Annotated in this window: 26 protein-coding genes; all 26 read left to right on the forward strand. The window is 54.7% G+C overall.

The window, feature by feature from the left end; translation table 11 throughout:
• Nucleotides 1–83: 83 nt before the first annotated feature.
• Complete coding sequence (rnmV, locus tag KI367_RS21770) at nucleotides 84–632, forward strand: ribonuclease M5 (protein WP_212952147.1); 549 nt, start codon at nucleotides 84–86, stop codon at nucleotides 630–632.
• 3 nt (nucleotides 633–635) lie between these two features.
• Nucleotides 636–1,523, forward strand: coding sequence for a 16S rRNA (adenine(1518)-N(6)/adenine(1519)-N(6))-dimethyltransferase RsmA (gene rsmA, locus KI367_RS21775; protein WP_281422523.1), 888 nt, complete (start codon nucleotides 636–638; stop codon nucleotides 1,521–1,523).
• A gap of 123 nt (nucleotides 1,524–1,646) precedes the next feature.
• Nucleotides 1,647–2,543 (forward strand): sporulation peptidase YabG, encoded by an 897-nt coding sequence (yabG, locus tag KI367_RS21780; RefSeq protein ID WP_036712723.1) that lies wholly within the window; start codon nucleotides 1,647–1,649, stop codon nucleotides 2,541–2,543.
• Nucleotides 2,544–2,771: 228 nt separating this feature from the next.
• Nucleotides 2,772–3,032, forward strand: a complete 261-nt coding sequence (gene veg / locus KI367_RS21785) for a biofilm formation stimulator Veg (RefSeq protein ID WP_036712726.1) — start codon at nucleotides 2,772–2,774, stop codon at nucleotides 3,030–3,032.
• A gap of 199 nt (nucleotides 3,033–3,231) precedes the next feature.
• Complete coding sequence (locus tag KI367_RS21790) at nucleotides 3,232–3,411, forward strand: small, acid-soluble spore protein, alpha/beta type (protein WP_036712728.1); 180 nt, start codon at nucleotides 3,232–3,234, stop codon at nucleotides 3,409–3,411.
• Between the two features lie 154 nt (nucleotides 3,412–3,565).
• Nucleotides 3,566–4,420 (forward strand): 4-(cytidine 5'-diphospho)-2-C-methyl-D-erythritol kinase, encoded by an 855-nt coding sequence (gene ispE, locus KI367_RS21795; RefSeq protein ID WP_212952148.1) that lies wholly within the window; start codon nucleotides 3,566–3,568, stop codon nucleotides 4,418–4,420.
• A gap of 207 nt (nucleotides 4,421–4,627) precedes the next feature.
• Nucleotides 4,628–5,458, forward strand: coding sequence for a pur operon repressor (purR, locus tag KI367_RS21800; protein WP_212952149.1), 831 nt, complete (start codon nucleotides 4,628–4,630; stop codon nucleotides 5,456–5,458).
• A gap of 192 nt (nucleotides 5,459–5,650) precedes the next feature.
• On the forward strand, nucleotides 5,651–5,935 hold the full coding sequence (spoVG, locus tag KI367_RS21805) for a septation regulator SpoVG (protein ID WP_036712730.1): 285 nt from the start codon (nucleotides 5,651–5,653) through the stop codon (nucleotides 5,933–5,935).
• Between the two features lie 120 nt (nucleotides 5,936–6,055).
• Entirely contained in the window at nucleotides 6,056–7,438 is a 1,383-nt protein-coding gene (glmU, locus tag KI367_RS21810; RefSeq protein WP_212952173.1) for a bifunctional UDP-N-acetylglucosamine diphosphorylase/glucosamine-1-phosphate N-acetyltransferase GlmU, read from the forward strand.
• Between the two features lie 128 nt (nucleotides 7,439–7,566).
• Nucleotides 7,567–8,520, forward strand: coding sequence for a ribose-phosphate diphosphokinase (locus KI367_RS21815; protein WP_036712732.1), 954 nt, complete (start codon nucleotides 7,567–7,569; stop codon nucleotides 8,518–8,520).
• A gap of 89 nt (nucleotides 8,521–8,609) precedes the next feature.
• Nucleotides 8,610–9,170, forward strand: a complete 561-nt coding sequence (gene pth, locus KI367_RS21820; RefSeq protein WP_212952150.1) for an aminoacyl-tRNA hydrolase — start codon at nucleotides 8,610–8,612, stop codon at nucleotides 9,168–9,170.
• An 88-nt stretch (nucleotides 9,171–9,258) separates the two neighbouring features.
• On the forward strand, nucleotides 9,259–9,489 hold the full coding sequence (fin, locus tag KI367_RS21825; protein ID WP_036712738.1) for an anti-sigma-F factor Fin: 231 nt from the start codon (nucleotides 9,259–9,261) through the stop codon (nucleotides 9,487–9,489).
• Between the two features lie 173 nt (nucleotides 9,490–9,662).
• Complete coding sequence (gene mfd, locus KI367_RS21830) at nucleotides 9,663–13,187, forward strand: transcription-repair coupling factor (RefSeq protein ID WP_212952151.1); 3,525 nt, start codon at nucleotides 9,663–9,665, stop codon at nucleotides 13,185–13,187.
• On the forward strand, nucleotides 13,174–14,274 hold the full coding sequence (locus KI367_RS21835) for a peptidylprolyl isomerase (RefSeq protein WP_212952152.1): 1,101 nt from the start codon (nucleotides 13,174–13,176) through the stop codon (nucleotides 14,272–14,274). The genes mfd and KI367_RS21835 overlap by 14 nt, the downstream gene beginning before the upstream one ends.
• A gap of 236 nt (nucleotides 14,275–14,510) precedes the next feature.
• On the forward strand, nucleotides 14,511–15,053 hold the full coding sequence (spoVT, locus tag KI367_RS21840) for a stage V sporulation protein T (protein ID WP_036712796.1): 543 nt from the start codon (nucleotides 14,511–14,513) through the stop codon (nucleotides 15,051–15,053).
• 143 nt (nucleotides 15,054–15,196) lie between these two features.
• Nucleotides 15,197–16,843, forward strand: coding sequence for a putative polysaccharide biosynthesis protein (locus KI367_RS21845; RefSeq protein ID WP_212952174.1), 1,647 nt, complete (start codon nucleotides 15,197–15,199; stop codon nucleotides 16,841–16,843).
• Between the two features lie 105 nt (nucleotides 16,844–16,948).
• The gene (gene yabN / locus KI367_RS21850) at nucleotides 16,949–18,439 is read left to right on the forward strand and encodes a bifunctional methyltransferase/pyrophosphohydrolase YabN (protein WP_212952153.1); all 1,491 of its coding nucleotides are present in this window, start codon (nucleotides 16,949–16,951) and stop codon (nucleotides 18,437–18,439) included.
• Between the two features lie 279 nt (nucleotides 18,440–18,718).
• The gene (locus KI367_RS21855) at nucleotides 18,719–18,991 is read left to right on the forward strand and encodes an HU family DNA-binding protein (protein ID WP_036712746.1); all 273 of its coding nucleotides are present in this window, start codon (nucleotides 18,719–18,721) and stop codon (nucleotides 18,989–18,991) included.
• Nucleotide 18,992: 1 nt separating this feature from the next.
• Entirely contained in the window at nucleotides 18,993–19,271 is a 279-nt protein-coding gene (locus tag KI367_RS21860; protein WP_036712748.1) for an RNA-binding S4 domain-containing protein, read from the forward strand.
• A 167-nt stretch (nucleotides 19,272–19,438) separates the two neighbouring features.
• Nucleotides 19,439–19,720, forward strand: a complete 282-nt coding sequence (gene yabP, locus KI367_RS21865; RefSeq protein WP_036712753.1) for a sporulation protein YabP — start codon at nucleotides 19,439–19,441, stop codon at nucleotides 19,718–19,720.
• A complete protein-coding gene (gene yabQ / locus KI367_RS21870) occupies nucleotides 19,717–20,298 on the forward strand; it encodes a spore cortex biosynthesis protein YabQ (RefSeq protein ID WP_212952154.1) in 582 nt (193 codons plus the stop codon). The genes yabP and yabQ overlap by 4 nt, the downstream gene beginning before the upstream one ends.
• 57 nt (nucleotides 20,299–20,355) lie before the next feature.
• Nucleotides 20,356–20,718, forward strand: a complete 363-nt coding sequence (locus tag KI367_RS21875) for an FtsB family cell division protein (RefSeq protein WP_036712756.1) — start codon at nucleotides 20,356–20,358, stop codon at nucleotides 20,716–20,718.
• A 126-nt stretch (nucleotides 20,719–20,844) separates the two neighbouring features.
• Nucleotides 20,845–21,330, forward strand: a complete 486-nt coding sequence (locus KI367_RS21880) for a S1 domain-containing RNA-binding protein (RefSeq protein WP_036712758.1) — start codon at nucleotides 20,845–20,847, stop codon at nucleotides 21,328–21,330.
• 496 nt (nucleotides 21,331–21,826) lie between these two features.
• Nucleotides 21,827–24,256 (forward strand): stage II sporulation protein E, encoded by a 2,430-nt coding sequence (gene spoIIE, locus KI367_RS21885; RefSeq protein ID WP_373316251.1) that lies wholly within the window; start codon nucleotides 21,827–21,829, stop codon nucleotides 24,254–24,256.
• A 112-nt stretch (nucleotides 24,257–24,368) separates the two neighbouring features.
• The gene (locus KI367_RS21890) at nucleotides 24,369–25,109 is read left to right on the forward strand and encodes a vWA domain-containing protein (protein WP_212952156.1); all 741 of its coding nucleotides are present in this window, start codon (nucleotides 24,369–24,371) and stop codon (nucleotides 25,107–25,109) included.
• A complete protein-coding gene (locus KI367_RS21895; protein ID WP_036712770.1) occupies nucleotides 25,093–26,040 on the forward strand; it encodes a serine/threonine protein kinase in 948 nt (315 codons plus the stop codon). The genes KI367_RS21890 and KI367_RS21895 overlap by 17 nt, the downstream gene beginning before the upstream one ends.
• Nucleotides 26,041–26,071 lie beyond the last annotated feature (31 nt).

A 26,071-nucleotide genomic window follows, 5' to 3' on the forward strand; every position in this document is an offset into this window, starting at 1 on the left:
CATTCCTCTTCTTTTTGTTGTTTGGATGTCCGAAAACTTACGACGCATGAACGGACGAGCTTTAGGAAAGGGAGAAGCAGGTCATGATCAAGGAAGTCATAGTCGTGGAAGGACGGGACGATACCGTGGCCGTGAAGCGGGCGGTGGAAGCCGACACGATCGAAACCGGCGGTTCGGCGATCAACGGCCGCGTACTGAAGCGGATTGCCTTGGCCCAGGAACGCCGGGGAGTCATTGTGTTGACGGACCCGGACCATGCCGGGGAGCGGATTCGAAAAATTATCGCGAGCAAGGTTCCCGGCTGCAAGCATGCCTTTATTCCGGAGTCGGAAGCGACGCGGAAAGGGGACATCGGCGTGGAGAACGCTTCGCCGGAAGCGATCCGCAAGGCCCTCTCCCGCGTGCATACGACCTACGAAGGCGCGGAAAGCCTGATCGATATGGAGGATCTGATGGCCGCAGGGCTTCTGGTGCACCCGGACGCGGCCCGCAGACGCATGGTGATGGGAAACCTGCTGGGCATAGGGTATTGCAACGGCAAGCAGTTCCATAAGCGTCTGGCCGTTTTTCAGATTACGCGCGAGGAGTTCGCGGAGGCGTTAGCCCAATTGGAACAGGAAGGGGAAGGTTGAGATATGCAGCGAATGGACGATATCGCCTCGCCAAGACGGACGAAGGAAATCATCCAGCGTCACGGTTTTTCGTTTAAAAAAAGCCTGGGGCAAAATTTTCTGATCGATCAAAATATTTTAGGCAAAATCGTGGAGGCGGCGGGACTGGATGCCTCCAAGGGAGCTTTGGAGATCGGGCCGGGGATCGGAGCCCTTACCGAAAAGCTGGCCCGGGAAGCGGGCGCCGTCACGGCCGTCGAAATCGACCAGCGGCTTATTCCGATTCTCCAGGAGGTATTGGAACCGTATCCGCATGTGCGCATTCATCATGGCGACGTGCTGAAGACGGATCTTGGCGCCCTCTTTAGGGAGGATTTCGCGAATGTCTCCAAAGTCAGCGTCGTTGCCAATTTGCCTTATTACGTGACGACCCCGATTTTGATGAAACTGCTTGAAGAGCGGCTGCCGCTGGAGAACATCGTGGTCATGATCCAAAAAGAGGTGGCCGAACGCATGGCTGCTTCGCCCGGCACGAAGGACTACGGCAGTCTGAGCATCGCCGTGCAGTATTACAGCGAGCCTGAACTGGTCTGCATCGTACCGAAAACGGTATTCATTCCGCAGCCGAACGTCGAGTCGGCCGTCATTCGCCTCAAGGTGCGCGAGCAGCCTCCGGTCGAGGTGGACGACGAAAATTTCTTTTTTCAGGTGGTACACGCTTCGTTTGCCCAACGCCGAAAAACGATCGCCAACAATCTCAAGACGAGATTTTTTCCCAAAGAGGGCCGGGAGCGGCTCGAGGAGCTGCTTCACGCTGCAGGGATCGAACCTTCCCGCCGCGGCGAAACCCTCAGCTTGCAGGAGTATGCGACGCTTTGCAACGTCTTGCTCCGGGCCGGCGTACGGGGATGAAGACGTTTCGTTGACCGCATCAAGGTTGGCGCGCGCAGGGCGCCTTGTCCCATGCTTATTTTGGCAAAAGGGAAGAACCATTGGGGAGATTCGCCCATACCATGGGGTAGGGGTGATGTTGTGATGAATGTAGGAGACCTGGTCGTCCGCAAATCTTATGGCGGTGATGTCGCTTTCCGCGTGGAAGATCTGCGGAGCAATTTGGCTGTGATCAAGGGGACCGAGTTTCGGCTGTTGGCTGATTCGCCCCTCGATGACCTCGTTCGGGTGCCATATGCGCCGTTCAATGAAAAAACGCAGAAGGCCCATATCCGTGCCAACGAGTCGCTAAGCAGGCTGCAGCGCCACCGGGAGGAGCTGACCGAACGCACGCAAGCGAATCTCGGCGGGGAATGGCCGATGGCGGAACAGCCTTCTTATTTTGAAGTTCCGGGTAAAGTCCTCCATCTCGATGGAGATATCAATTACTTAAAAAAGAGCCTGAATCTTTACCAGCAGCTTCGCGTGCCCGTCGAGGGACATTACGTTAACGAGGCGGGCATGGCGGATGCGCTCTATCGCCTGCTGCCGCGGGTGCGGCCGGATATCGTGGTCATTACGGGGCATGACGGAGTGTTGAAGCACCGGCCGAACAATGATCTCTATAACCTGAACAGCTACAAAAATTCCCAAAATTTCGTTTCGGCCATTCAGGTTGCCCGTCAATACGAACGGCATTACGATACGCTGACGATCATTGCCGGTGCCTGCCAGTCGCATTTTGAGGCGCTGCTGCAAGCGGGAGCGAATTTCGCCAGCTCGCCGGGGCGCATACTCATCCATGCGCTGGATCCCGTTTACGTGGCCGCCAAGGCCTCCTTTACGTCGGTGAGGGAAACCATCAACATGATGGATGTGCTTCATAATACGATCAGCGGGGCGCAGGGCGTGGGGGGCATCGAAACGCGCGGAAGCTACCGCATCGGACTGCCGCGCCTGAATGACCTTTCCCAGCTGAAGGTCACGCCTTCGGTGATGTAAACCCGTTTTTCTAAACAAGAGCATCATGGGATGAGCAGCCGAAAAACCTTAATCGCGATACATGGATTAAGGTTTTTTTGTCGTTAACGGCGTGTATGCGGAAATCCTGCAAAATCCCGCAAAAAAACCGATTGACAAATTAAATTTGATGCTGATATAATTTAAATTTTATTTGACAAAAACTTCTTCCTGCGTTATAATGGACAAGGAAAGAGGTGGTCGTCGACAATGGCTAAAAATGCGCTGTTGGAAATCAAACGAAATCTCGAGGCTCATGTAGGTCAGAAAATATCGCTCCGGGCTAACGGTGGACGTCGTAAGACGATCGAACGTACGGGCGTGCTCGAGGAAACGTACCCTTCTGTTTTTATCGTCAAGCTGGATCAAGAACAGCAAACCTTTAAACGTGTTTCATACAGCTATGCAGATATTCTTACTGAATCCGTGGAAGTCACCATTTGCGAAGAGCAGGCGAAGGACGCGGACTAAGCAGGATCAGGCGTAACTTTTTTATTTGGAAGCAGCTTTCCCGTGCGGAAGGCTGTTTTTTGTTGTCAGCGGATTTTTCGAATGGGGCCGGGTCGGGCGAGAAATAATACAAAAGGAATTCCTTTTACCGCATAACGAAGGACCGTCCCGAAGATGGCTTAAGCGGGGCCGGTTCCGGGATTGACAAGGAGGACTGCAAATGAGCCGCAGACGCCGCAGCGTAATGTCGGAGGAACTGAAGACGGAGCTTGCCAAGGATTTGGGGTTTTACGAAACGGTTCAGCAGGAGGGTTGGGGCGGCATTAAAGCCAAGGACGCCGGCAACATGGTGAAACGCGCCATCCAGCTCGCCGAAGAGGCTGCAGCCCGCAAATCGTAAGGTTCAAAACATGTCAGACGGAGATCTCCATGGCATCGCATGGGAATCTCCGTTTTTCTATAGGCCGCGGAAGGTTCGAAATGACTTGCTTGGTACAGTTTGTTATAATGATTTGAAGCTGATAGCGAGGGAAACTTAAGGGTGGGTGAACGCCTTGAAAATTTACGAAAAAGCACCGGCCAAAATCAATTTGATGCTGGATGTATTACATAAAAGGCCGGACGGCTTCCACGAGGTCGAAATGGTCATGACGATGGTCGATTTGGCGGACAGGCTGGAAATGTCGGAGCTGCCGCGCGACACCATCATTATTACGAGCCAGGCGGGGTATATCCCGCTTGACGAGAAAAACTTGGCCTTCCAGGCCGCAAGACTGATCAAAGACCGGTACGACGTCCGCAGCGGCGTCCATATCCACTTGGACAAAAAAATCCCGGTAGCCGCGGGTTTGGCGGGGGGCAGCAGCGACGCGGCCGCGGCGCTGAGGGGATTGAACCGGCTGTGGAATTTGAACATACCCATGCAAGAGCTACAGGAGCTGGGAGCCGAGCTGGGGTCGGATGTTCCCTTTTGCGTGACGGGGGGCACGGCGCTTGCGACCGGGCGTGGGGAGAAGCTCGCCAAGGTGGACAATCCGCTAAGCTGCTGGGTTATTTTGGCCAAGCCTCCCATCAATGTGTCGACGGCGGAGGTCTACGGCAAATTCAGGGCGGCAGAGGTAAAGCGTCATCCGTCCGCCGAGCAGATGGTCAAAGCGATCGAAGCCGGCGATTTCGGAGCCGTATGCGAACGTCTCGGCAACGTGCTTGAGGATGTGACGCTGAAGCTTCACCCGCAGGTGGCCCAGCTGAAGGAAGCCATGCTGAGACTCGGGGCCGACGGAGCGCTCATGTCGGGAAGCGGCCCGACCGTATTCGGGCTTGTTTATAAAGAATCGAAGGTCGCGCGGATTTATAACGGACTTCGCGGGTTTTGCCGGGAAGTGTACGCGGTGCGGCTATTGACCTGATGATCCTGCCGGGCGCATAAAAAGCAAGCCGGGCCGGAAATGTTTGCGGGGCAGGATCTTCTTGTACAAACACGTACAAAAATGCTATATTTATACTGTATTATTCGGATTTTACACATAGGGAAATCGAATTTGAAGATGGCTTGACCGAAAGCAGCTAGTTTGGCCGGCCATCGTTGATGAATAAAGTGATAGCGAGGAGTTTTCGTGAAAAAATTAAAGCGAAGCGCGCGTCTGGTCGAGATGACCCAATATTTGCTGTCCAGACCTCATACTTTGATCCCGCTCACCACGTTCGCCGAACGGTACGGGGCCGCCAAATCCTCGATCAGCGAAGACCTGGTGATCATCAAGGAGGTATTCGAGGACGAGGGCATGGGAGAACTGCTGACGCTGGCCGGAGCGGCCGGAGGCGTGAAGTTCATTCCGAAGATGCCGAAGAGTCAGGCGTTGGCCTTTGCGGAGGAGCTTTGCAGCCAGCTGCAGCAAAAAGACCGCATCCTCCCCGGCGGATACCTGTACATGTCCGATTTGCTCGGAGAGCCGTCCTTGATGAACGAAGCGGGGAAAATATTTGCCACCGCCTTTGCCGATCAGGAGATCGACGTGGTGATGACGGTGGAGACCAAAGGGATCCCGCTGGCTTATGCGACCGGTGCCCAGCTGAATTTGCCCGTAGTCCTGGTCCGGAGGGACCACCAGGTGACGGAAGGTTCGGCGGTGAGCATCAACTACGTCTCAGGCTCGCATAAAAGCATCCACACCATGTCGCTGTCGCGGCGCGCCCTCAAAGAGAAGTCCAAAGTCCTGATCGTGGACGACTTCATGAAAGCCGGCGGAACCATTCAAGGGATGGTCGATTTGCTGGCCGAATTTGATGCCGAAGTCGCAGGCGTGGGCGTATTGGTGGAATCCGGCGAGGTGGATACGGAAGAGCGTCTCCTGCATGACTACGTGTCGCTGGCGACCTTGACCGGCGTCGACGCCAAAACGAAGGAAATCGGCGTGAAACCGGGCAATTATTTTACTAAAAAATGACCCGGCTACGTCTTGACGAAATATGTCGACTGGAAACTTTTCGGGACGAATAGTTCCGAAGTCTGTCGACAATCTCATTTCTATAAAAAAATTCCTGAAATTAGGACATTTTGTTGCTCCAAAAAAGAGGATTTTGAACTGCTGTGTGGAATTATACACCAAGTCTCTGATGGAAAAAGGTGGTGAACACACATGCAAATTACGGATGTCAGACTCCGCCGAGTCAACTCTGAGGGGAGAATGAAAGCAATCGCATCCATTACCATTGATAACGAATTTGTGGTTCATGATATTCGGGTCATCGATGGCAACAATGGAATGTTCGTTGCTATGCCGAGCAAGCGCACTCCAGACGGGGAATTCCGCGACATCGCCCATCCGATCTCTTCCGGTACGCGGGAGAAGATCCAAACGGCTGTCCTGGCGGAATATGAACGCGCTGCCAATGAAGAAGAAGTGATTGAGGAAGGCGCTTAAGGTTTACAATTGGGGTTCAAGGAAAAGAGAGCCAGACTTATGGCTCTCTTTTCTTTTTACGGAGAATACGATATATTCTTTAATGAGTTTAAGAGTGGGAGGTCAAGATCCTTGAAAAGAATGGCGATTGTTCTTGCCGCAGGGCAGGGTAAACGAATGAAATCGAAACTATACAAAGTGCTGCACCCCGTCTGTGGAAAACCTATGGTAGGGCATGTGCTGGATACCGTCAAAGAAGTCGACTGCGAGCGCAGCGTCGTTATCGTGGGCCATGGTGCGGAAGCCGTCCAATCTTATCTGGGTGAGGCCGCGGAATACGTGCTGCAGGAGCAGCAGCTCGGAACGGGCCATGCCGTGAAAATGGCAAAGGATCTCCTCGGATCGGAACAAGGCTCTACCATCGTCATTTGCGGGGATACGCCTCTTGTTACTGCGGAAACGTTGAAGGCTCTGACGGAGCTTCATGAGAGCAATAACGCGGCGGCAACCGTGCTGACGGCTTATACGGAAAATCCTAAAGGATACGGGCGCGTCATCCGGAGCGAAGACGGCAGCGTTCTGCGGATCGTGGAACAGAAGGACTGCTCGCCGGAAGAAGATGCCGTGCGCGAATTCAATACCGGAACATATTGCTTTGATAATGCCAAGCTGTTTGCGGCTCTCGATAAAGTAACGAACAACAATGCGCAGCAGGAATATTATTTGACCGACGTCATCGGCATCCTTGTCGGCGCAGGCGAAACGGTGCTTGGGTACATGACCGAAGATTACGCGGAATCGATCGGCGTCAACGACCGTCTGGCCCTTTCCGAAGCGGAGCGTTTGATGCGCGAGCGCATCAACAAACGGCATATGCTCGGCGGCGTAACCATCATTGATCCGGCCTCGACCTATATCGGCGCGGACGTCAAAATCGGCTCCGACACGGTGCTTCTTCCGGGCACGGTCCTTACGGGAAACACCGTCATCGGCGAAGACTGCCAAATCGGGCCGCAAAGCGAGATCAAGGATTCCGTCATCGGCGACGGGGCGGTCATCAAACATTCCGTGCTTGACCAGGCGGAAGTCGGAAACCGCACGACCGTCGGCCCTTATGCCTATTTGCGCCCGAAAGCCCAATTGGGGGAAGACGTGAAAATCGGCGATTTCGTGGAGGTCAAAAACGCCAAGATCGCGGACGGTTCCAAAGTGTCGCATTTAAGCTACATCGGCGACGCGGTCGTCGGGAAAAACGTCAATGTCGGCTGCGGTGCGATAACGGTCAACTACGATGGGTATAATAAATCCATAACGGAAATCGAAGACGATGCCTTTATCGGCAGCAACGTGAATCTAATCGCCCCTGTGAAGGTTGGGAAAGGCGCGTACGTGGTTGCAGGATCGACCATTACGCATTCGGTGCCTGAAAACGATCTGGCCATTGCCAGAAAGCGTCAGGAGAACAAGCCGGGATACGCGGAAAAAATCCGTGCCCGCGCCAAGGCAAAAAAAGACAAGCAGTAGCATTTGCGTCCAAAGGATGATTAAATAGTAATAGAGGATTAATCACAATTTCCTAGAAGCATCATTGTTCAAACGGCAATGGAGACAGGCATGAATTTCAATGAACCAGCACGGAGGGTTTTTATTTTATGACTTATTGTGATTCGAAATTAAAGATTTTTACTTGTAACTCCAATCCGAAGCTCGCGCAGCAAATAGCCGATTATATCGGGATTCCGATGGGCGATTCCCATACCACCAGCTTCAGCGACGGCGAAATCCAAGTGAAGCTGAACGAAAGCGTCCGCGGCTGCCACGTGTATGTCGTCCAGTCCACCTGCGGCCCGGTCAACGACAACCTGATGGAGCTGCTGATCATGGTCGACGCGCTGAAACGCGCCTCCGCGAAGAGCATCAATGTCGTGATTCCTTATTACGGCTACGCACGTCAGGACCGCAAAGCCCGTTCCCGCGATCCGATCACTGCGAAGCTGGTCGCTAACCTGATTGAAAAAGCGGGAGCGCACCGCGTCATCACGATGGATTTGCACGCGATGCAGATTCAGGGATTTTTCGACATTCCGGTGGACCATCTGCTTGGCGTGCCGATTTTGGCGCAATATTTCCGTTCGAAGCAGATCGAAAATCCGGTCGTCGTCTCCCCGGACCACGGCGGCGTCGTGCGCGCCAGAAAGCTGGCCGACTTCCTGAACGCCCCTCTGGCCATCATCGATAAGCGGCGTCCGGAACCGAACGTGAGCGAAGTGATGAACATCATCGGCCACATCGAGGGCAAAACGGCCATTTTGATCGACGACATCATCGATACGGCCGGCACCATCGTCCTTGGCGCCAATGCGCTGATGGAAGGCGGGGTCAAGGAAGTTTACGCTTGCTGTACGCATCCGGTATTCTCCGGCCCTGCCATGGAACGTCTTGAAAACTCTCCGCTGAGTGAAGTCATTGTAACGGATACCATTCCGATTACGCATCCTGACCCAAGCAACAAAATCAAAGTGCTTTCGGTAGCTCCGCTTATGGGCGAAGCAATTATCCGGGTTCATGAGGAACTGTCGATCAGCAAGCTGTTTGAAATCGAATAAATGGATGGCGACGAAAGAGGGTTATGTTTTCCGGGAGGAGAATATAACCCTTCTCGCCATATACCGCCGTTTGGAGGAATCAAAACGAAATGAAATGGATCGTCGGACTGGGCAACCCCGGTTCTAACTACGAAAAAACGCGCCATAACGTCGGATTTATGATGCTTGACGCTTTGGCGAAGCGCCATGGCATCAAATTTGGCCCCAGCAAATGCAAGGCGTTGATCGGCGAAGGTTTGATCGGCAGCGACAAAGTGGTGCTTATCAAGCCGATGACGTACATGAATTTATCGGGCGAAGCCGTTCGGGCTTACATGGACTATTACAAAGCGAACGTCGAAGACATGATCGTCGTATACGACGATTTGGATACCGAGATCGGCAAAATACGACTGCGGTACCAGGGAAGCGCAGGCGGGCATAACGGCATCAAATCGATCATCCAGCATACCGGAACGCAAACCTTTAACCGCATCCGCATGGGCATTTCCCGTCCGGAGCCGGGTTTTGCCGTGGTAGATTATGTCCTATCGGCATTCCCGAAAAAGGAGAAAGAGCTGCTGGAACACATGATCGAACGTGCGTGCGATGCCGCCGAATACAGTCTCGATCATACCTACGAGCAGACGATGGCGAAGTTTAACGGGTAAAAGGGCGCGGCAAGCTTCGGTAAACAGGGCTAAATCAAGCGCAGAGCGGGCATAATGAGGGTATAAACCACCTTCAGGAGGCATATAGATGGCTATAAATTATATCTGCCGGCACTGCCGAACCCCGCTCGGGACTCTCGATTCGACCCAGGTAACCGATGCCCAGCTCGGGTTTCATTCCTTGACCCCCGCGGAACGGAGAGATATAATAGCGTATGATTTAAGCGGAGACGTCACCGTTAAGGTGATTTGCGATTATTGCAGGGAAGCGCTGGAGAACAATCCGGAGCTGAGCCTGATCACAAGCCCGCTCCAATAAGGATCCGGTGGGGATACCCGACGTTTTCGGGGCCTCGGCAGTTTTGCTGAGGCTTCTTTTCGGTATTCCCCGGGGTGACCTATTTGGTAGATTTTTTCGGAATATTGAAGTTTTTTAAATAACAAGAGGATTTTTCAAAATCCAGAAAAGTTAGCATGAGAGAGGTGCCCCTTTTGTTACAAGCACTTATAGAAGCATTCTCCAAAGATCCGGATTTGCAATCCGTCACCGCCGGCGTAAAAGCAGGCATGAAAGAACAGCTGGTATCGGGTCTGTCCGGCTCCGCGCGGCAAATCATGCTGGCGGCATTGTACGAAGAAGTGAAGCGCCCGATGTTGATCGTGACCCATAACATGTTTTCGGCGCAAAAAATCGCGGAGGATTTGCAGGAAGCGCTTTCTCCGGAAAACGTTCTGCTGTACCCGGCCAATGAGCTGGTCGCCGCCGAATCGGCCGTATCCAGTCCGGAAACGCTTGCCCAGCGGATCGACGTGTTGATGAAATGCGCGCAGGGATTCACGGGGGTCGTCGTCGCGCCTTTTTCCGGGGTACGGCGGTTTTTGCCTGCTCCCGAAGTGATGGGGAAGTCCCAAATCCGGATCGAAGACGGCGGCACGCTGAACGTCGACGAATTCATGCTGCGCATGATCGAGATGGGGTACGAACGCGTGGAGCGCGTGGAAAGCAAAGGCGAGATGAGCCTGCGCGGCGGCATTATCGATTTTTATCCCATGACCTCCGAGCTTGCTTACCGCGTCGAGCTGTTTGATGAAGATATCGATTCCATCCGCACCTTCGACCCGGCAGATCAGCGTTCCATCGACAAAGTCAAGGAAGTTACCATTACCCCTTGCAAAGAGATTATCGCGGATCAGCAGCGGTTGGTCCAAGCGGCCGAAGCCGCAGGACATTTGCTGGAGGAGCAGCTCGGCAAAATGACGGACCGCCAGGCCAAGCTGCGCCTGACCGAAGAGATGAACCGGGAAATGGAGCTTTTGCGCGAGCATGTCTATTTTCCCGAAATCTATAAATATATTTCGCTTCTTTATCCGGAGCGCAAGACGCTGTACGACTACATGCCCAAAGACACGGTATTGATACTCGACGAGCCGGCCCGCCTTCTGGAAACGGCAAGACAACTGGAGCGCGACGAGGCCGAATGGAACCTGCATTTGCTTCAAAACGGTAAAACGTTGCCGCAGCTGCATCTGTCGGTCGAAAACGAGGCCGTGCTCTATCATCGTCCTTTCCAGACCATTTTCATGTCCATTTTCCTGCGCCAGGTGCCGCATACGCAGCCGCAAAACATTTTGAACTTCATCAGCCGCGGCATGCAGGATTTCCATGGTCAAATGAACGTGCTCAAATCGGAGATGGAGCGCTGGCATAAATCCGGCGTCAAGGTCATCATGCTGGCCAGCGGCGAAGAACGGCTCGAGCGGATGCGCCGCGTTCTGCAGGACTACAACATCGAAGAGCCCGTCATGATGCAGGGCAACCTGCAGACGGGATTCGAGATGCCTTCGATTCACCTCGCGGTCATTACCGAAGGCGAAATGTTCTCGCAAAAGCAGCGCAAAATCCGCAAGCTCGGCAAAAACATGGACAATGCCGAACGCATCAAAAGTTATACCGAGCTGAAGGTCGGCGACTACGTCGTCCACCAAAACCACGGGATCGGCAAATACATGGGCATCGGCACGCTCGAAATTAACGGCATCCATAAGGATTACATGCATATCCTGTATGCCGGCGGCGACAAGCTGTCCGTGCCGATCGAGCAGATCGACCTGATTCAAAAGTACGTCGGCTCGGAGGACAAGGAGCCTAAAATCTACAAGCTGGGCGGCAACGAGTGGAACAAGGTCAAAAGCAAGGTCCATTCGTCCGTGCAGGATATCGCGGATGATCTGATCAAGCTTTACGCCGAACGGCAAGCGACGCCGGGTTACGCGTTCGAAAAGGATACGCCCGAGCAGCGCGAATTCGAGGAAATGTTCCCGTACGACGAAACGCGCGACCAGCTGCGGGCCATCGAGGAAATCAAAAAGGACATGGAAAAAAACCGCCCGATGGACCGGCTGCTTTGCGGCGACGTCGGCTACGGCAAAACCGAGGTGGCGATCCGCGCGGCCTTCAAGGCGGCGATGGAGGGCAAGCAGGTAGCGGTGCTCGTTCCGACGACGATTTTGGCGCAGCAGCATTACGAAACGTTCCGCGAACGTTTTTCGGGATATCCGATCAACATCCAGGTGCTCAGCCGCTTCCGTTCCCGGAAGGAGCAGAACGAGACGATCAAGGGCGTCCGCCAAGGGACGGTCGACGTTGTCATCGGCACGCATCGCCTGTTGTCCCAGGATCTTGTATTCAAGGACCTTGGACTGTTGATCGTCGACGAGGAGCAGCGTTTTGGCGTGACCCACAAGGAGAAGCTCAAAAAGCTGAAAACGAACGTGGACGTGCTGACGTTAACGGCAACGCCGATTCCGCGCACGCTGCATATGTCGATGCTGGGCGTGCGCGATCTGTCGGTCATCGAGACGCCGCCGGAGAACCGTTTTCCGGTGCAAACCTACGTGGTGGAGCACAGCCAGACGCTGGTGCGGGAGGCAATCGAACGGGAGCTTGGCCGCGGGGGCCAGGTCTATTATCTCTACAACCGGGTGCAGGGCATTCAGGAAATGGCGAGCCAGATCAGCGCGCTGGTGCCTGAAGCCAGAGTCGGCGTCGGCCACGGCCAAATGTCCGAATCGGAGCTCGAAAAGACGATCCTCGACTTCCTGGACGGCGAATACGACGTGCTTGTCAGCACGAGCATCATCGAAACCGGGGTCGACATTCCGAACGTCAACACGCTGATCGTGCACGACGCGGACAAAATGGGCTTGTCCCAGCTGTACCAGCTGCGCGGCCGCGTAGGCCGGTCCAACCGGATCGCCTATGCTTATTTTACGTATCAGCGGGACAAGGTGCTGACGGAGGTTGCGGAGAAACGGCTGCAATCGATCAAGGAATTCACGGAGCTTGGTTCCGGCTTCAAAATCGCCATGCGCGATTTGTCCATCCGCGGCGCAGGGAACCTGCTCGGGGCGGAGCAGCACGGCTTTATCGCTTCCGTCGGCTTCGACCTGTATTCGCAAATGCTGGCCGAAGAGATCAAGAAGCGGAAAGTCACCATGCTCGGCGAAAAAGAAGAGCCGTCCAAATCGTGGAATACCGTCATCGACATCGGCATCGATGCTTATTTGCCTGCCGACTACATCTATGACAGCATCCAAAAAATCGAAATCTACAAAAAGGTTGCGGCCGTCGGCACGTTCAACGACGAAAAAGAGCTGGAGGACGAATTGCTCGACCGGTTCGGAGAGCTGCCTGAAGCGGTGGTCAACCTGCTTGCGGTGGCCCGCCTGAAGATTTACGGCAAAATGTACGGCATCGACTCGATCAACCGCCGCGGCGACGATTTGCTGCTGAAGTTTTACGAAGGCCAGGAGAAAAAAATCAGCACCTCCAAACTCGCTCAGATTGGCAATAAGTTCGAAAGACGTGTACAATTTGAGCAGGAGTCTCATTTATTGATCCGCATCAAGGGCAAGGGACTGGGTGACAAGCAGCTGCTTGGTTTGCTGGAGGATTTTTTGGCGGCCATTCGGGAGCTGTTCAAATCGAAGGAGGAACTTCAGGATGTCGTTCAATAGAAGGAAGGCATGGAAGGGAATCATCTTGACGGTGGTCTCGGCCATGATGCTTTCCGTACTGGCTGCCTGCGAAAAAAGCGGGGCGGATGAGCAGCAGGATGCTGCCGAACCGAAAGACACGAGCAAAGTGGTGGCAACCTATAAAGGGGGAAGCATCACGGAAAAAGAGCTTGAGACCCAGAAAAAAATCATCTCTTTTACGTCCCCGGATGATGCGCAGCTGGTCAGTCTCAGCTATTTTCAGGATTTTTTGGTCAAGCAGATGATCGCTTTCGATTATTTGAGCAGCAAGGCGGCGGAATCCTCGAAAAAAGAAGGGGAAAAGCAAGCCGACCAGCTGATCGGGCAAAATAAAGAGAAGATGGGCGAAGAACAGTTCAAAAAGGAACTGGAGAGCCGGCAGTTGAAGGAGGAGGACCTCCGGAATTATCTCGTCAAAACGATGACGGCCATGACCGACATGAACAGCAAAGTGACGGAAGACGAGGTCAAAAATAAATTCGAGGCGAACAAGCAGGAGTACACGGTAGCGACCCTGCATCATATCCTGATCGGGCTGCAATACGGCGACAAAAAGGAGCGCACCAAGGAAGAGGCCCTCAAAATCGCCAAGGACGTCAAGTCCCAGCTGGATCAGGGAGCAGACTTCGCGGACATCGCCAAAAAATACTCCGACGATTCGGCGACCAAGGAAAGCGGCGGTTTGTACGAGAACTTTACCGTCGGCCAATATAACATTAACGGATTCAAGGAGCAGGTGCTGACGCTGCCGCTGGGCAAAATCAGCGACCCGTTCGAAACGACGCTTGGTTATCATATCGTTAAGGTGGACTCCCGGAAGGAGACGACGTTCGATCAGCTGACCAAGGAACAGAAGGAAATCATCAAATACAACCTGGGCGCGGCGAAGATCGACAACTTCATCCAAAACCAGCTCAAGGACATCATTCAGAAAATCGACCTGCCGAAAACGGAAGACCAGCAGCCGCAGGGCGGCGCGCAAAGCGGGAAGGCCGGGTCGGACGGCAAGACCGGCAGCCCGGCGCAGCCAAATGCCGAACAGCCTGCGGGCGCCGGCGCGAAATGATACAAGCTTGACTTGGCAAAACGCGGAGAAATCCGCGTTTTTGCGTGGGCAAAAACGGGTATCCATAAAAGGTACAATCTGTATCGGACCGCAACTATTCATTCCAAGATCATGTATAAGGATTTGGGAAAGGATGAATACTATGGTCAGATATCACACTTATATTACTGGGACACACATCTTCCCATCCGAACAGTAGTTGAAAAATCTTCTCGAGAAAGCGGGGCAACATGTTAATGAAAGCTACTGGAATAGTCCGCCGTATTGATGACCTGGGCAGAGTGGTCATCCCTAAAGAAATCAGACGCACACTGCGAATCCGCGAAGGAGATCCGCTTGAAATTTTTGTAGACCGCGATGGTGAAGTGATTTTGAAGAAATATTCCCCGATCGGAGAACTTGGCGACTTTGCCAAGGAATATGCCGAATCCCTTTACGAAGGCACGGGACATATAACCATCATTTCTGACCGGGATACCTATATTGCGGTAGCGGGCGGCTCCAAGAAGGAGTATCTGGAGAAGCCGATCGGCACTCCGATCGAAAACTGCATGGATAATCGCAAAACGCTGCTGGAAACCGGCGGCGGCAGCTACGAAATCACCAAGGATCATCAGGAGACGCTGTCTTCTTTCGTGGCGGCGCCGATCATTTCGGGCGGCGACCCGATCGGATCGGTCATTCTTCTCAGCAAGGACGACTCCGTGAAAATGTCACAGCTGGAAATCAAAATGGCCGAAACCGCGGCTGCGTTTCTCGGCAAACAAATGGAGCAGTAAAACAGGCAAACTCCCGCTTCAGGGCCGCGCTGGCGGCGCTACCTGGAAAGGCGGGAGTTTTTATGTTTCCGTTTTCCCAGGTATAATGGAGAGATGTAATCCGTTTAAGGGTATAAAACTTGGGAGAAGTAGGGACGAGAGGCATGAAGGAACCGGGGACATCCTCCAAAATATTGCAGGGAGCATTCGTGCTCGGCATCGCCATGGTGCTGTCGAAGCTGATCGGAACGCTGCAAAAAATCCCGCTGCAAAACATGGGCGGGGACGCGGTTTTTGGCATATACAATACCGTTTATCCGTTATATACGTTGATCATCACGGTGGCATTGGCCGGGTTTCCGTCGGCGGTCGCCAAATTCGTCGCGGAGGATGCGGCGCTGGGCGGACGGTCCCGGAGCTTGCGGGTGATCCGCATCGCTTCCGGAGCGTTGATCGTGTCGGGCCTATTGTTCGGGGCGGCCGTTTATTTCGGGGCGCCGCTTATTGGCTGGATGATCGGCAACGCAAGCGTCGTCCCGGCTCTTCGGGCCTCATCCTTCGCGTTGCTGTTCGTTCCGCTGATGACGGGGCTGCGCGGTTTTTTTCAAGGCTACCAGAACATGATGCCGACCGCGGTGTCGCAAATTGCGGAACAGATTGTACGCGTCGCCGTCATGATCATTTTCCTCGTATACCTGACATCGGCGGGGGCGTCGGCGGAGACGATCGCCGCCGGGGCGCTTCTGGGTTCGGCGGCCGGCGGGCTTGCCGGTCTTGTTGTCATGGGCGGATACTGGAGAGGGTATGCGCGGCGAGGGAAACCTTCGGCAGGAACCAGGGACGGGGATGAAGCCGGCAAGGAGCAGCCCCGGCAATCCGGAGGCCGTTTATTTCGGGATATGCTGAAATATGCCATTCCAATCTGCCTCGGCGCGCTGGCGATTTCGCTGGTTAATCTGGCGGACACCTTTACCATGCCGCGGCTGCTGAAAAGCGGCGGAGCGGGCGAAGCGGGGGCGATGGTGCAGTTCGGCATTTACAACCGCGGCATGCCGGTGGTGCAGCTCGTCACGATGCTGGCCACCTCGCTGTCGGTGTTGTTTATCCCCGCGCTGGCCGAAGCGAAGGCGACGGGGGACAAGAAGCTGATCGCCGAGCGGTGCCGCTTGTCGCTGCGCTGGTTCTGGCTGATCGGCATGGCGGCGTCGATCGGGATCGCCGTGCTGGCCGAGCCGATCAATATCGCGCTGTACGAGGACGGGACGGGCACGGGCGTCATCCGCTGGATCGCCTTTACCGCGGCGGGCAGCGCGCTGAGCATCATCTCCGCCGCCCTGCTTCAGGGGCTCGGCATCGTCAAAGCGCCGGCGCTGCATCTGCTGGCCGCGGCGGCGGCGAAGGCGCTGCTGAACCTGCTGCTGGTTCCACAGCTGGGGATTACCGGCGCGGCCATCGCCAGCGTCGCCGCGCATTTTCTGGCCGCAGCGCTGAATATTGCGCTGCTTGCCCGCACGGCCGGCCTGCGGATCGGCGCAGGCCGGGCCCTCGCCATGCCGGCAGCCGTGCTCGCCGGCATGGCGCTTGCGGCGGGCGCCGCCATGCTCGCCGCGGACGCTTTGCTGTCCGCGCTCGGGCTGCACGCCCGCCTGGCGGCTGCCGCGGCCAGCCTTGCCGGGGCCGCGGCCGGGGGCGCCGTGTTTCTGCTCGGCGCCGTCCGAACCCGCTTGCTCAGCGAGCAGGAGCTGCGCATGGTGCCCAAGGTCGGCGCTCCGCTCGCCGACCTGCTGCGGAGGCTTCGGCTGTTGGCGTAACCCGAATGCCGCGGGGCCGATGATTTTTTTCTATGAGAAAGCCATGATATAGTATAGCTGCTACCAAATACCGGAAGAATGGTAAATAGAGCGGGGGGATGAAGGATGGGTGCATCCATAACCATCGTCGGGCTGGGTTCGGGCAATCCGGACCGCCTGACGGTCGGCATCGTGAAACAATTGCAGCAGGCGTCCGAGGTCTACGTCCGGACGAAGGAACATCCGATGATGTCGGTTTTGGACGATTTGCAGGTTACGGTCCGGTCGTTCGATTACATCTATGAAGCGAAGGATTCGTTTCCAGAGGTTTATGCTTCGATCGCCGACGCATTGATCGAAAAGGCGGCGGCAGGCGCGGACGGCGCGGTGATCGTCTATGCCGTGCCGGGACATCCGATGGTGGCGGAGTCCACCGTGCAGATGCTCCGCGACCGCTGCGGAAGCGAAGGCATCGAACTGGCCATCCTCGGCGGGGAGTCTTTTCTGGACGAAGCGTTCATCCGTCTGGGCTTCGACCCGATCGAAGGCTTTCAATTGCTTGATGCCAGCGGGCTGAATGCAAGCTTTCTGCAGCCGCAGCTGCATACCGTCATCGGGCAAGTGTACGACGCATTTACGGCGTCGGACGTGAAGCTGGCGCTGATGGAGCTGTATCCGGACGACTACACGGTCATCGTCGGCCATGCGCTTGGCGTGGAGGGACAGGAGAAGGTTTTGCGCGTTCCTCTGTACGAGCTGGACCGCGTGGAGGGATACGGCAATTTGTCGCTGGTTTACGTGCCGCGGAGCGATGACGACATGCTGCGCCAGCGCACGTTCGCGCGGCTGCACGAAATCGTCGGCATACTTCGCAGCCCCGAAGGCTGTCCTTGGGACCGGGAACAGACGCATGAGTCGATCCGGAAGAACCTCATTGAGGAAACATACGAGGTTTTGGAAACGATCGACGAGGATGATCCCGAGCATATGCAGGAAGAGCTGGGCGATTTGCTGCTGCAGGTGATGCTGCATTCGCAAATGGAGGAGGAACTCGGTACCTTCAGCGTGTTCGACGTCATCCAGGGCTTGAACGACAAGCTGATTTTCCGCCATCCGCATGTGTTCGGCAAAACGCGGGCGGAGGATGCCGAGGAAGCGCTCCAAAATTGGGAGCAGATGAAAGCCGAAGAAAAGCGGCGCAAAGGACAGAATCCGGAGGAGTCATCCGTCCTGGACGGCATTCCGAAGGACCTGCCCGCGCTTATGAAGGCGTACAAGCTTCAGAAGAAAGCGTCCAAGGTCGGTTTCGATTGGGAACGGATCGGCGACGTGTTCCTCAAGATCGAGGAGGAGCTGGCCGAGCTGCGCGAAGCCGTCGAAAAGGGATACGCGCCCGAGGAGCAAATCGGCGAGCTGGGAGACCTGCTTTTTGCCGCGGCCAACGCCGCCCGTTTCCTGGGCGCGGACCCGGAAGAGGCGTTGTCGAGAACGAACCGCAAATTCGTCCGCCGGTTCCGTTTTATCGAGGAGCAGCTGAGAGCCCAAGGGAAAACGATTCAGGAAAGCTCCCTCGAAGAAATGGACGCCATTTGGCAACAGGCGAAAAATCAGGTATGATAAGGATTCGATCAGCTTAAAAGGTCTGCGAGGGTTCCGAAAAAGCGGACATGAACCTGAGGAAGGTACGCCGATCGACGTTTTTTTACAGGGATTTCCTCATTCATCTAAATTTTTGGCGGAACCAGGCAGGAATTTTGGCAGGGCACCAAGAATAATCATACGCATGAAGGATTTCGCGAAAATCCTAACATGAAGACGGCGTCCCCAGGGTCGCATGCATATGCACCCTGGACGCACCTATACTTATTTTTTTGTATATTGGGAGGATAATAATTTATGAACAAGACTGACCTGATCAACAACATTTCGACTAAAAGCGGCTTGACCAAAAAAGACGTTGAGTCCGTTCTGAACGGCTTCTTGGGCGAAATCACCGAAGCTTTGGCAAGCGGCGACAAAGTGCAGCTGATCGGTTTCGGCACATTCGAAACCCGCAAGCGTTCCGGACGTACCGGCCGCAACCCTCAAACCGGCAAAACCATCGAAATTCCTGAAGCTAACGTTCCTGCATTCAAAGCGGGCAACAAGCTTAAAGAAGCCGTAAAATAAGATGCGCGTCGACAAATTCCTGAAGGTGTCCAGGCTGATCAAACGGCGTACCGTGGCCAAGGATGTCTCGGATCAAGGTCGGGTGCTCATCAACGGCAGGGAAGCCAAGCCCAGCAGCACAGTGAAGATCGGCGACGAAATCACCGTGCAGTTCGGACAGAAGCTGGTCACCGTGAAGGTGGAACGCCTCGCCGAGAGCACCCGCAAGGATGAGGCCGCAAGCCTGTACTCCTTGGTCAAGGAAGAACCGATCGCAAAAGACAACGGTTTGAATTGGTAATCCGAAGCACTTTCATAGTCGTATATAAAAAGGCACCCTCCGGTTTCCGAGCCGGGGGGTGCCTTGCTTTTTGCCAAACCAACGAAACGAAACCGTATGAACGCACCCTTGGTTCTAAACCGCATTCCCCTCCCATAAGCTATTGGTAAGAAGGAGGGGTACATGCCATGATCGAGCCAGCCAAAAACAAACAGCATGAGCTGCATATGCTGAACCGCAAGCAGTTGAATTTGACGGGAGTCCATAACGTGGAGAGCTTCGACAGCGAAGAATTTCTGCTGCACACCGAACTTGGGCACCTGACCATTAAAGGGCAGAATTTACATATCAAAAATTTGAGCCTCGAGGAAGGCCTGCTCTCCATTGAAGGCATGGTCCATTCCCTCATTTACCTGGATCCCGGTTCCCACGGCAAAAATAAGGGAATGCTCGGCAAGCTGTTTAAATGAGTCCGCATATTCAATGGATCACCCTGCTCTGGATGCTTTTTTCGGGAGCAGCGATGGGACTGGCCTATGACAGCTACCGGGTGCTGTCGGGCCAGCTGCATTTTCCGAGATGGACCCTTCATGTTCTGGACCTCCTCTATTGGTGCGGCGCCGCTTTATTCGTGTTCAGAATGCTTTATATAAGCAACTACGGGCAGCTCAGGTTCTATGTGTTTGTCGGACTCTTTTTGGGGGTATGGCTATATTTTTTATTCTTAAGTGTTACAACTCAGCGTTTTGTGGTAATGTTAATAAAGACAGCGCGTTACATCATCGATGTGCTGAAACGGCTTTTCAGGCTGCTGGTATGGGCGCCGATCCGGATGCTGCTGAAGCTGCTGAAGGGACTGGCCGTCATGCTGGGCGCGCTTGCGATGTTCGTTTTTCGCGTCGTGCTGAAGCTGCTGCTGCCGTTCTGGAAGCTGGCGAAATGGATGCTCAGGCCGATCACGTCGCGCCTGCGGATGCCCGTTTGGCTTGACAAGCTCCTGAACCGGCTCATTCTTTTATGGAAAAAATGGTTTCCGAAGAAGGAATAGTGGTAATGACGAACGTATATAGAAATATATGCTAATACGCATGCAAAGGAGGAGCCCATGGGAAAATATGCTGCCAGGGAACAGGCTCGCACGCAAACGGCCAAATCGAAACAGGAAGCAGGGACCGTCCAGAACGCCGGCGCGCGGAGGCGGATATTGATCTGGGCTTCTTTTATGGTCGTGTTTTTGGGATGGGCATGCTTCACCATGATTTCCCAGCAATCGCAAATTGCGGACAAGAGTGCCGATCTTGCGAAGAAAAAGCAGGAACAATTAAGCGTGGAGAAGACCAAGGAGCAGCTGATGACCGATGTCAAAAGGCTGAACGATCCGGAGTACATCGGGCAGCTCGCGCGCAAGAACTTCGGAATGTACAAACCCGGAGAAACGCCCATCCATGCCGAGGAAACAGGCCCGTAATATAGGCGCTGAACTGGGTTATTACTCAGTTGACCTCAGTTTGCGCTTTATGTATAATCAAATCACCACAGCGAAGGTTTGACTCAAATCTTGTTGTATATTTTTAAGGGAGGATCATTTTATTCTATGGCAATCGAAGTGGGCACCAAGTTAGAAGGCAAGGTGACAGGCATAACGCATTTTGGAGCATTTGTGGATCTGTCAGGAGGTGTCACGGGTCTCGTTCACATCTCGGAAATCGCCGATAATTACGTCAAGGATGTCAACGATCACCTGAAAATCAACGATGTTGTTACCGTTAAGGTAATCAATGTCGACAAGGACGGCAAAATCGGGCTTTCCATCAAACAAGCTGTTGATAAGCCGGCCTCGGAAGCTCGTCCTCCAAGAGGACCAAGACCGGAGCGCACCGGCGGCGGAAATGGAGATCGTTTTGGCGGCGGTGGAGGCTTTAATCGTGAACGTGGCGGGCGCCCATTTAAGCCTGCGGCCAGCAAAACTTCGTTTGAGGATAAAATGTCACGTTTCCTGAAGGATAGCGAAGAACGCATTTCTTCGATCAAGAAACATACGGAATCCAAGCGCGGAGGACGCGGCGCAAAACGCATGTAACGAACGGAACGCCTGTTTTGGCGAAATTTTATACATGAGAAACCGCGAATGACGCGGCTTTCATTTCCTTTGCGAAATACCGGGAAAAATAATAAACCGCAGCAGGTTCGAGCCTGCCGCGGTTTTTTTGTCGCTTCCAAAAAAAGTTAACGACAGCATCCAACTGATTTCCGGCTCTGTCTATAGCAATCGATAGCGGAATATTGGCGACGGCTCCGCGGGCCGTCGTCATCCGGGCGGGTTCCGAACGGCCGCAAACGGTTGGGGCGAGGGAAATCGCGGGCCATTCCCGACGTTTCGCGCGGCGTTTCTTTTTGTCGGAAATTTCTTTTCGGCTTGTCCGCTGTTATGACAAACTTTCCTGTTCGAGGGCTTTTATAATGGGTACCATCAAATCTAGGAAATGGTGGTGCTTAAGTACATGGAAAAGTTGAACGTGAACATACCCGGTTTCAAAACGCTGCGGAAAGAGGCTTCCCTGGAAGGCAACGGCTTGATGGGCCGCATGCGGAATATGCCTGCGGTGCAGCGTCCGCTTCAGCTGCTGGCAGCCAAAAAGTGGATGATCTTGCTGACGCTGATGGCGTTTTTGCTGGGCAAAGCCATGATTCTGGACGAGCTATCGCCATTTGCAATCGCTTATTTCGCCGTCATTTTGTTCTTGCGCCGAGATTATTTGCTTCCGGTTAGCGTGGCGCTTGTTGCAGGCAGCCTCTTTGCTCCTTTCCCGGCATCGCTAATGATTGCCGCTGAACTGCTGATCTTTTATTTGATCCATCGGGGCCTGAACGCCTTCGACCATGCCGAAGTGTCTTACGCGCCTCTCATGGTGTTCGTTTCTTCGTTCGTCGTCAAATTGTTTGCGATCGTCATGGGCTCGTCTTTCACTTGGTACGCCTTTATGATGAGCTCGCTGGATGCGGTCCTCAGCTTCGTGCTCACCCTCGTATTCATTCAGGCGATTCCGATATTCACATACCGAAAAAAGAATTATCAGCTGCGGTCGGAGGAAATATTGTGCCTCATCATCCTGCTGGCCTCCGTCATGACCGGGGCGGTCGGGTGGACGATGTATTCCTTGTCGGTCGAGCATGTGCTGTCCCGCTATTTGATCCTGGTGTTCGCTTTGGTCGGCGGAGCGCCGCTGGGGGCTTCGGTCGGCGTCGTCACCGGCTTGATCCTGAGCCTGGCCGACATCTCCGCCATTTATCAGATGAGCCTGCTCGCTTTTTCGGGCATGCTTGCCGGCATGCTGCGGGAAGGCAAAAAAGGCGCGGTCATGCTCGGCATGCTGCTCGGCTCGTCCATTTTATCGATTTATTTCAGCGGTCCGGGCGACGTCATGACCTCCACCTGGGAATCCTGCGCGGCGATTGCGCTGTTTTTGCTGACGCCGAGGTCGGTGATTTCGATGATATCGAAATATGTGCCCGGCACGAACGATCACAGCAAGTCCCAGCATGAATATGCGAAAAGGGTCCGCGATCTGACGGCCGAGAGGGTCACCCAATTTTCCCGCGTATTCCGGCAGCTCTCCCAAAGCTTCGGGCAGGTGGCCGGCACGGAGGAGATCAGCAAGCGTTCGGGCGAGGTGGACCATTTCATGAACGCGGTCGCGGAAGGGGTCTGCTCCTCCTGCATCAAGCGAAGCCACTGCTGGGACGCGAAATTTTATCAAACCTATAAATATATGACGGACGTGATGTCCGCCGTGGAAGAGAACCCGGAAATGACCGAACAGCATATTCCGAAGGAATGGATGCGCATGTGCGGCAAAACGGGCGACGTGCTTCAGGAGATGAAGCAGCAGTACGGCCTATACCAGCATGATATGCAGTGGAAACGGCAAATATACGACAGCCGTCAACTCGTTGCCGAGCAATTGTCCGGCGTGTCCCAGGTGATGGAGGACCTCGCGCGCGAAATTCAGCGGGAAGGACAAGCCATGTACCGGCAAGAGGAGCAAATTCGCGAGGCGCTCGAGCAGCTGGGGCTTTCCATTCAGGGCATCGAAATCATCAGCCTGGACTCCGGGCATGTGGAGATCGAAATCGTGCATGCGTTTACGCGCGGTTACGATGAATGCCGCAAAATTATCGCGCCGCTGCTGTCGGACATTTTGGACGAGCACATCGCGGTGCTGCACGAATCGTCGGTGTCGCCCAAAGACGGGCTCGCCACGGTGCTGTTCGGTTCGGCCAAAACGTTCGAGATTACGACGGGAGTGGCCGGGGCGGCCAAAGGCGGGGATTTGCTGTCGGGAGACAGCTTCAGCATGATGGAGCTCGGCAACGGCACGTTTGCGGTCGCGCTCAGCGACGGGATGGGCAACGGCGAACGGGCCAAGCAGGAAAGCAGCACCGCCCTGTCGATTTTGCAGCAGCTTCTGCAAAGCGGAATGGACGAGAAGCTGGCGATCAAATCCGTCAACTCGATTTTGATGCTTCGTTCGCCGGATGAAGTGTACGCGACCGTCGACATGGCCCTCATCGACCAATATTCCGCCGAGACGACCTTCATGAAAATTGCGTCGACGCCAAGCTTTATCAAGCGCGGGCTCGAGGTCATACCGGTATCCGCCAGCAACCTGCCGATCGGCATCATTCAGGATATCGAGGTAGACCTGGTCACTTTAAAATTGCAGGCGGGGGACATCGTCATCATGATGACGGACGGCATTTACGATGCGCCGGGGCATGCGGTGAACAAGGAGCTGTGGATGAAACGGATGATCCAGGAGATCGACAGCGAGGATCCGCAGCAAATCGCGGACATTTTGCTCGAAAAAGTGATCCGGTACCAGCAAAACGTCATTCATGACGACATGACCGTCGTCGTGGGCAAAGTGGAGCATTACCAGCCGGAGTGGGCAACGCTGCACGTGCCGGGGCTTGCGCGGATGGAGCGGCCGCGCACGGTGAGCTAAAGCGTCCGCATTGCCCGGGAAATGGGAAAGGGGGAGTTTTTAGCGTTTGAAATCTCTCAAAAATGGAAATGCTAGAGGCAAATAGAATCCATTTTTGGGAGGAAGATCGATCGTGAAACAGATTCTTTTGATAACGGACGGATGCTCGAATGTAGGAACAAGCCCGGTGCTGGCGGCAGCCCATGCTTTCCAGGAAGGAATTACGGTGAACGTTGCGGGGGTGGTGGATTACGGTACGATTGGCGAGCTTGGAAGCTTGGAGATTGCCGAAATTGCCAAAGCGGGAGGAGGTGTCAGCCGGATCGTAGGCACGAGGCAGCTTGCCCAGACGATGCAGATGATGACTCGCAAAACGGTGGTTCAGACTATTCAGCAAGCGGTGAACAAGGAGCTCAAGCACATTCTGGGGGATGCGACGCTTGAGGATCTGCCGCCGTCGCAGCGCTCGCAGGTCGTTCAGGTGGTCGACGAGATGACGGAAACGACGCCGCTCCAAGTGGCATTATTGATTGATGCCAGCGCCAGCATGAAACCCAAGCTCGGGGCGGTCGAGGATGCCATCCGGGATCTGATGCTGAGCCTTCAGGCGCGCGAAGGAATGAGCGAACTTGCGGTATTCCACTTCCCGGGACGACGGAGCGGCGAGGATGCGGTGATGGACAGCGGCTGGACGAAAGATGCGGGGGCGTTGAGATCCCTTTTCCAGCGCATTCAGATGAGGGGGGCGACCCCGACGGGGCCCGCGATCATGAAGGTGATTGATTTCTTCCGTTATGGTACACTAAATGGACACGATACATGGCGAGAACATGCCGATGAAGGAGAAGGGATGCTCGGTGACTACGTCGTCTAATCCGGCGTATCCGGCCGGAACGGTCATAACGGGGAAATGGCGCAAAAGCCGCTTTATCGTCCGCCGCGTGCTGGGAAAAGGGGCCAATGGGGTCGTTTACCTGGTGCAAAAGGAAGGCTCCCGCGATCCGTATGCCCTCAAAATGGGCTTCGACACGCTGGACCTGCAATCCGAGATCAACGTGCTGATGTCCCTGCAGTCGAAACGCAAAACATCGGAATCGCCGAAAGGCGGCCCGCGCATGCCCTATTTGCTCGAAGTGGACGATTTTAAGGGCCCGGACGGGGATATTCCGTTTTACGTCATGCGTTATATCCGGGGGACCTCTTTGCATCATTTCATCCGCAAACGCGGTCACGAGTGGATCGGCCTAACCGGGCTCCGCCTGCTCGAAAAGCTCAACGGGCTGCACCGCTTCGGCTTCATTTTCGGGGATTTAAAGCCGGAGAACGTCATGGTGTCCGATGTCGGCCGCGTGGAACTGATCGATTACGGTGGCGTAAGCTCCATCGGAAGGAGCGTCAAGCAGTTCACGGAGTGGTACGACCGGGGATACTGGAATGCCGGCTCGCGGACGAGCGACGAGGGTTACGACTTGTTTGCCTTTGCGGTGTTGGTGATTCAGATGTTGAACGAAGAGGAGCTCAAAGCCGCCGCCACCCGGCATTTGCCGCAAACCCGAAGCGCGGCTCAGCTGTTGTCGATCGTGCAGCGGAGCCCGAAGCTGAAAGTGTACGCCGAATGGCTGGGACGGGCGATCCGGGGGGAATTCTCCGGTTCGCGCGAAGCGCTGAAGCTGTGGAAGGAGACGATATATGCGCCCGCCTTTGCGGGCAAGTTGCCGGGTAAGACCCCGCGCTGGCTGATCAATGCATTCGCTCTATCCTTAATGGTGGCGTGTTTGGCCTGTTTATGGGCATTTTTGTCCTGAGGCTTTTTTTACATAAGGCTTGCTGTAGAAA

The sequence above is a fragment of the Paenibacillus cookii genome (genome assembly GCF_018333375.1).
In the GTDB taxonomy this organism is placed as follows: Bacteria; Bacillota; Bacilli; order Paenibacillales; family Paenibacillaceae; genus Paenibacillus_AQ; species Paenibacillus_AQ cookii.

Excerpts from the sequence above, each read along its gene's own strand:
- yabQ (WP_212952154.1), top strand. The coding sequence starts at position 19,717 with ATGAGTCCGCATATTCAATGGATCACCCTGCTCTGGATGCTTTTTTCG.
- pth (WP_212952150.1), top strand. The coding sequence starts at position 8,610 with ATGAAATGGATCGTCGGACTGGGCAACCCCGGTTCTAACTACGAAAAA.
- yabP (WP_036712753.1), top strand. The coding sequence starts at position 19,439 with ATGATCGAGCCAGCCAAAAACAAACAGCATGAGCTGCATATGCTGAAC.
- KI367_RS21855 (WP_036712746.1), top strand. The coding sequence starts at position 18,719 with ATGAACAAGACTGACCTGATCAACAACATTTCGACTAAAAGCGGCTTG.
- veg (WP_036712726.1), top strand. The coding sequence starts at position 2,772 with ATGGCTAAAAATGCGCTGTTGGAAATCAAACGAAATCTCGAGGCTCAT.
- KI367_RS21815 (WP_036712732.1), top strand. The coding sequence starts at position 7,567 with ATGACTTATTGTGATTCGAAATTAAAGATTTTTACTTGTAACTCCAAT.
- fin (WP_036712738.1), top strand. The coding sequence starts at position 9,259 with ATGGCTATAAATTATATCTGCCGGCACTGCCGAACCCCGCTCGGGACT.
- KI367_RS21790 (WP_036712728.1), top strand. The coding sequence starts at position 3,232 with ATGAGCCGCAGACGCCGCAGCGTAATGTCGGAGGAACTGAAGACGGAG.
- rnmV (WP_212952147.1), top strand. The coding sequence starts at position 84 with ATGATCAAGGAAGTCATAGTCGTGGAAGGACGGGACGATACCGTGGCC.
- spoVG (WP_036712730.1), top strand. The coding sequence starts at position 5,651 with ATGCAAATTACGGATGTCAGACTCCGCCGAGTCAACTCTGAGGGGAGA.
- KI367_RS21880 (WP_036712758.1), top strand. The coding sequence starts at position 20,845 with ATGGCAATCGAAGTGGGCACCAAGTTAGAAGGCAAGGTGACAGGCATA.
- yabN (WP_212952153.1), top strand. The coding sequence starts at position 16,949 with ATGGGTGCATCCATAACCATCGTCGGGCTGGGTTCGGGCAATCCGGAC.
- KI367_RS21860 (WP_036712748.1), top strand. The coding sequence starts at position 18,993 with ATGCGCGTCGACAAATTCCTGAAGGTGTCCAGGCTGATCAAACGGCGT.
- KI367_RS21845 (WP_212952174.1), top strand. The coding sequence starts at position 15,197 with ATGAAGGAACCGGGGACATCCTCCAAAATATTGCAGGGAGCATTCGTG.
- spoIIE (WP_373316251.1), top strand. The coding sequence starts at position 21,827 with ATGGGCCGCATGCGGAATATGCCTGCGGTGCAGCGTCCGCTTCAGCTG.
- KI367_RS21875 (WP_036712756.1), top strand. The coding sequence starts at position 20,356 with ATGGGAAAATATGCTGCCAGGGAACAGGCTCGCACGCAAACGGCCAAA.
- glmU (WP_212952173.1), top strand. The coding sequence starts at position 6,056 with ATGGCGATTGTTCTTGCCGCAGGGCAGGGTAAACGAATGAAATCGAAA.
- rsmA (WP_281422523.1), top strand. The coding sequence starts at position 636 with ATGCAGCGAATGGACGATATCGCCTCGCCAAGACGGACGAAGGAAATC.
- yabG (WP_036712723.1), top strand. The coding sequence starts at position 1,647 with ATGAATGTAGGAGACCTGGTCGTCCGCAAATCTTATGGCGGTGATGTC.
- spoVT (WP_036712796.1), top strand. The coding sequence starts at position 14,511 with ATGAAAGCTACTGGAATAGTCCGCCGTATTGATGACCTGGGCAGAGTG.
- KI367_RS21835 (WP_212952152.1), top strand. The coding sequence starts at position 13,174 with ATGTCGTTCAATAGAAGGAAGGCATGGAAGGGAATCATCTTGACGGTG.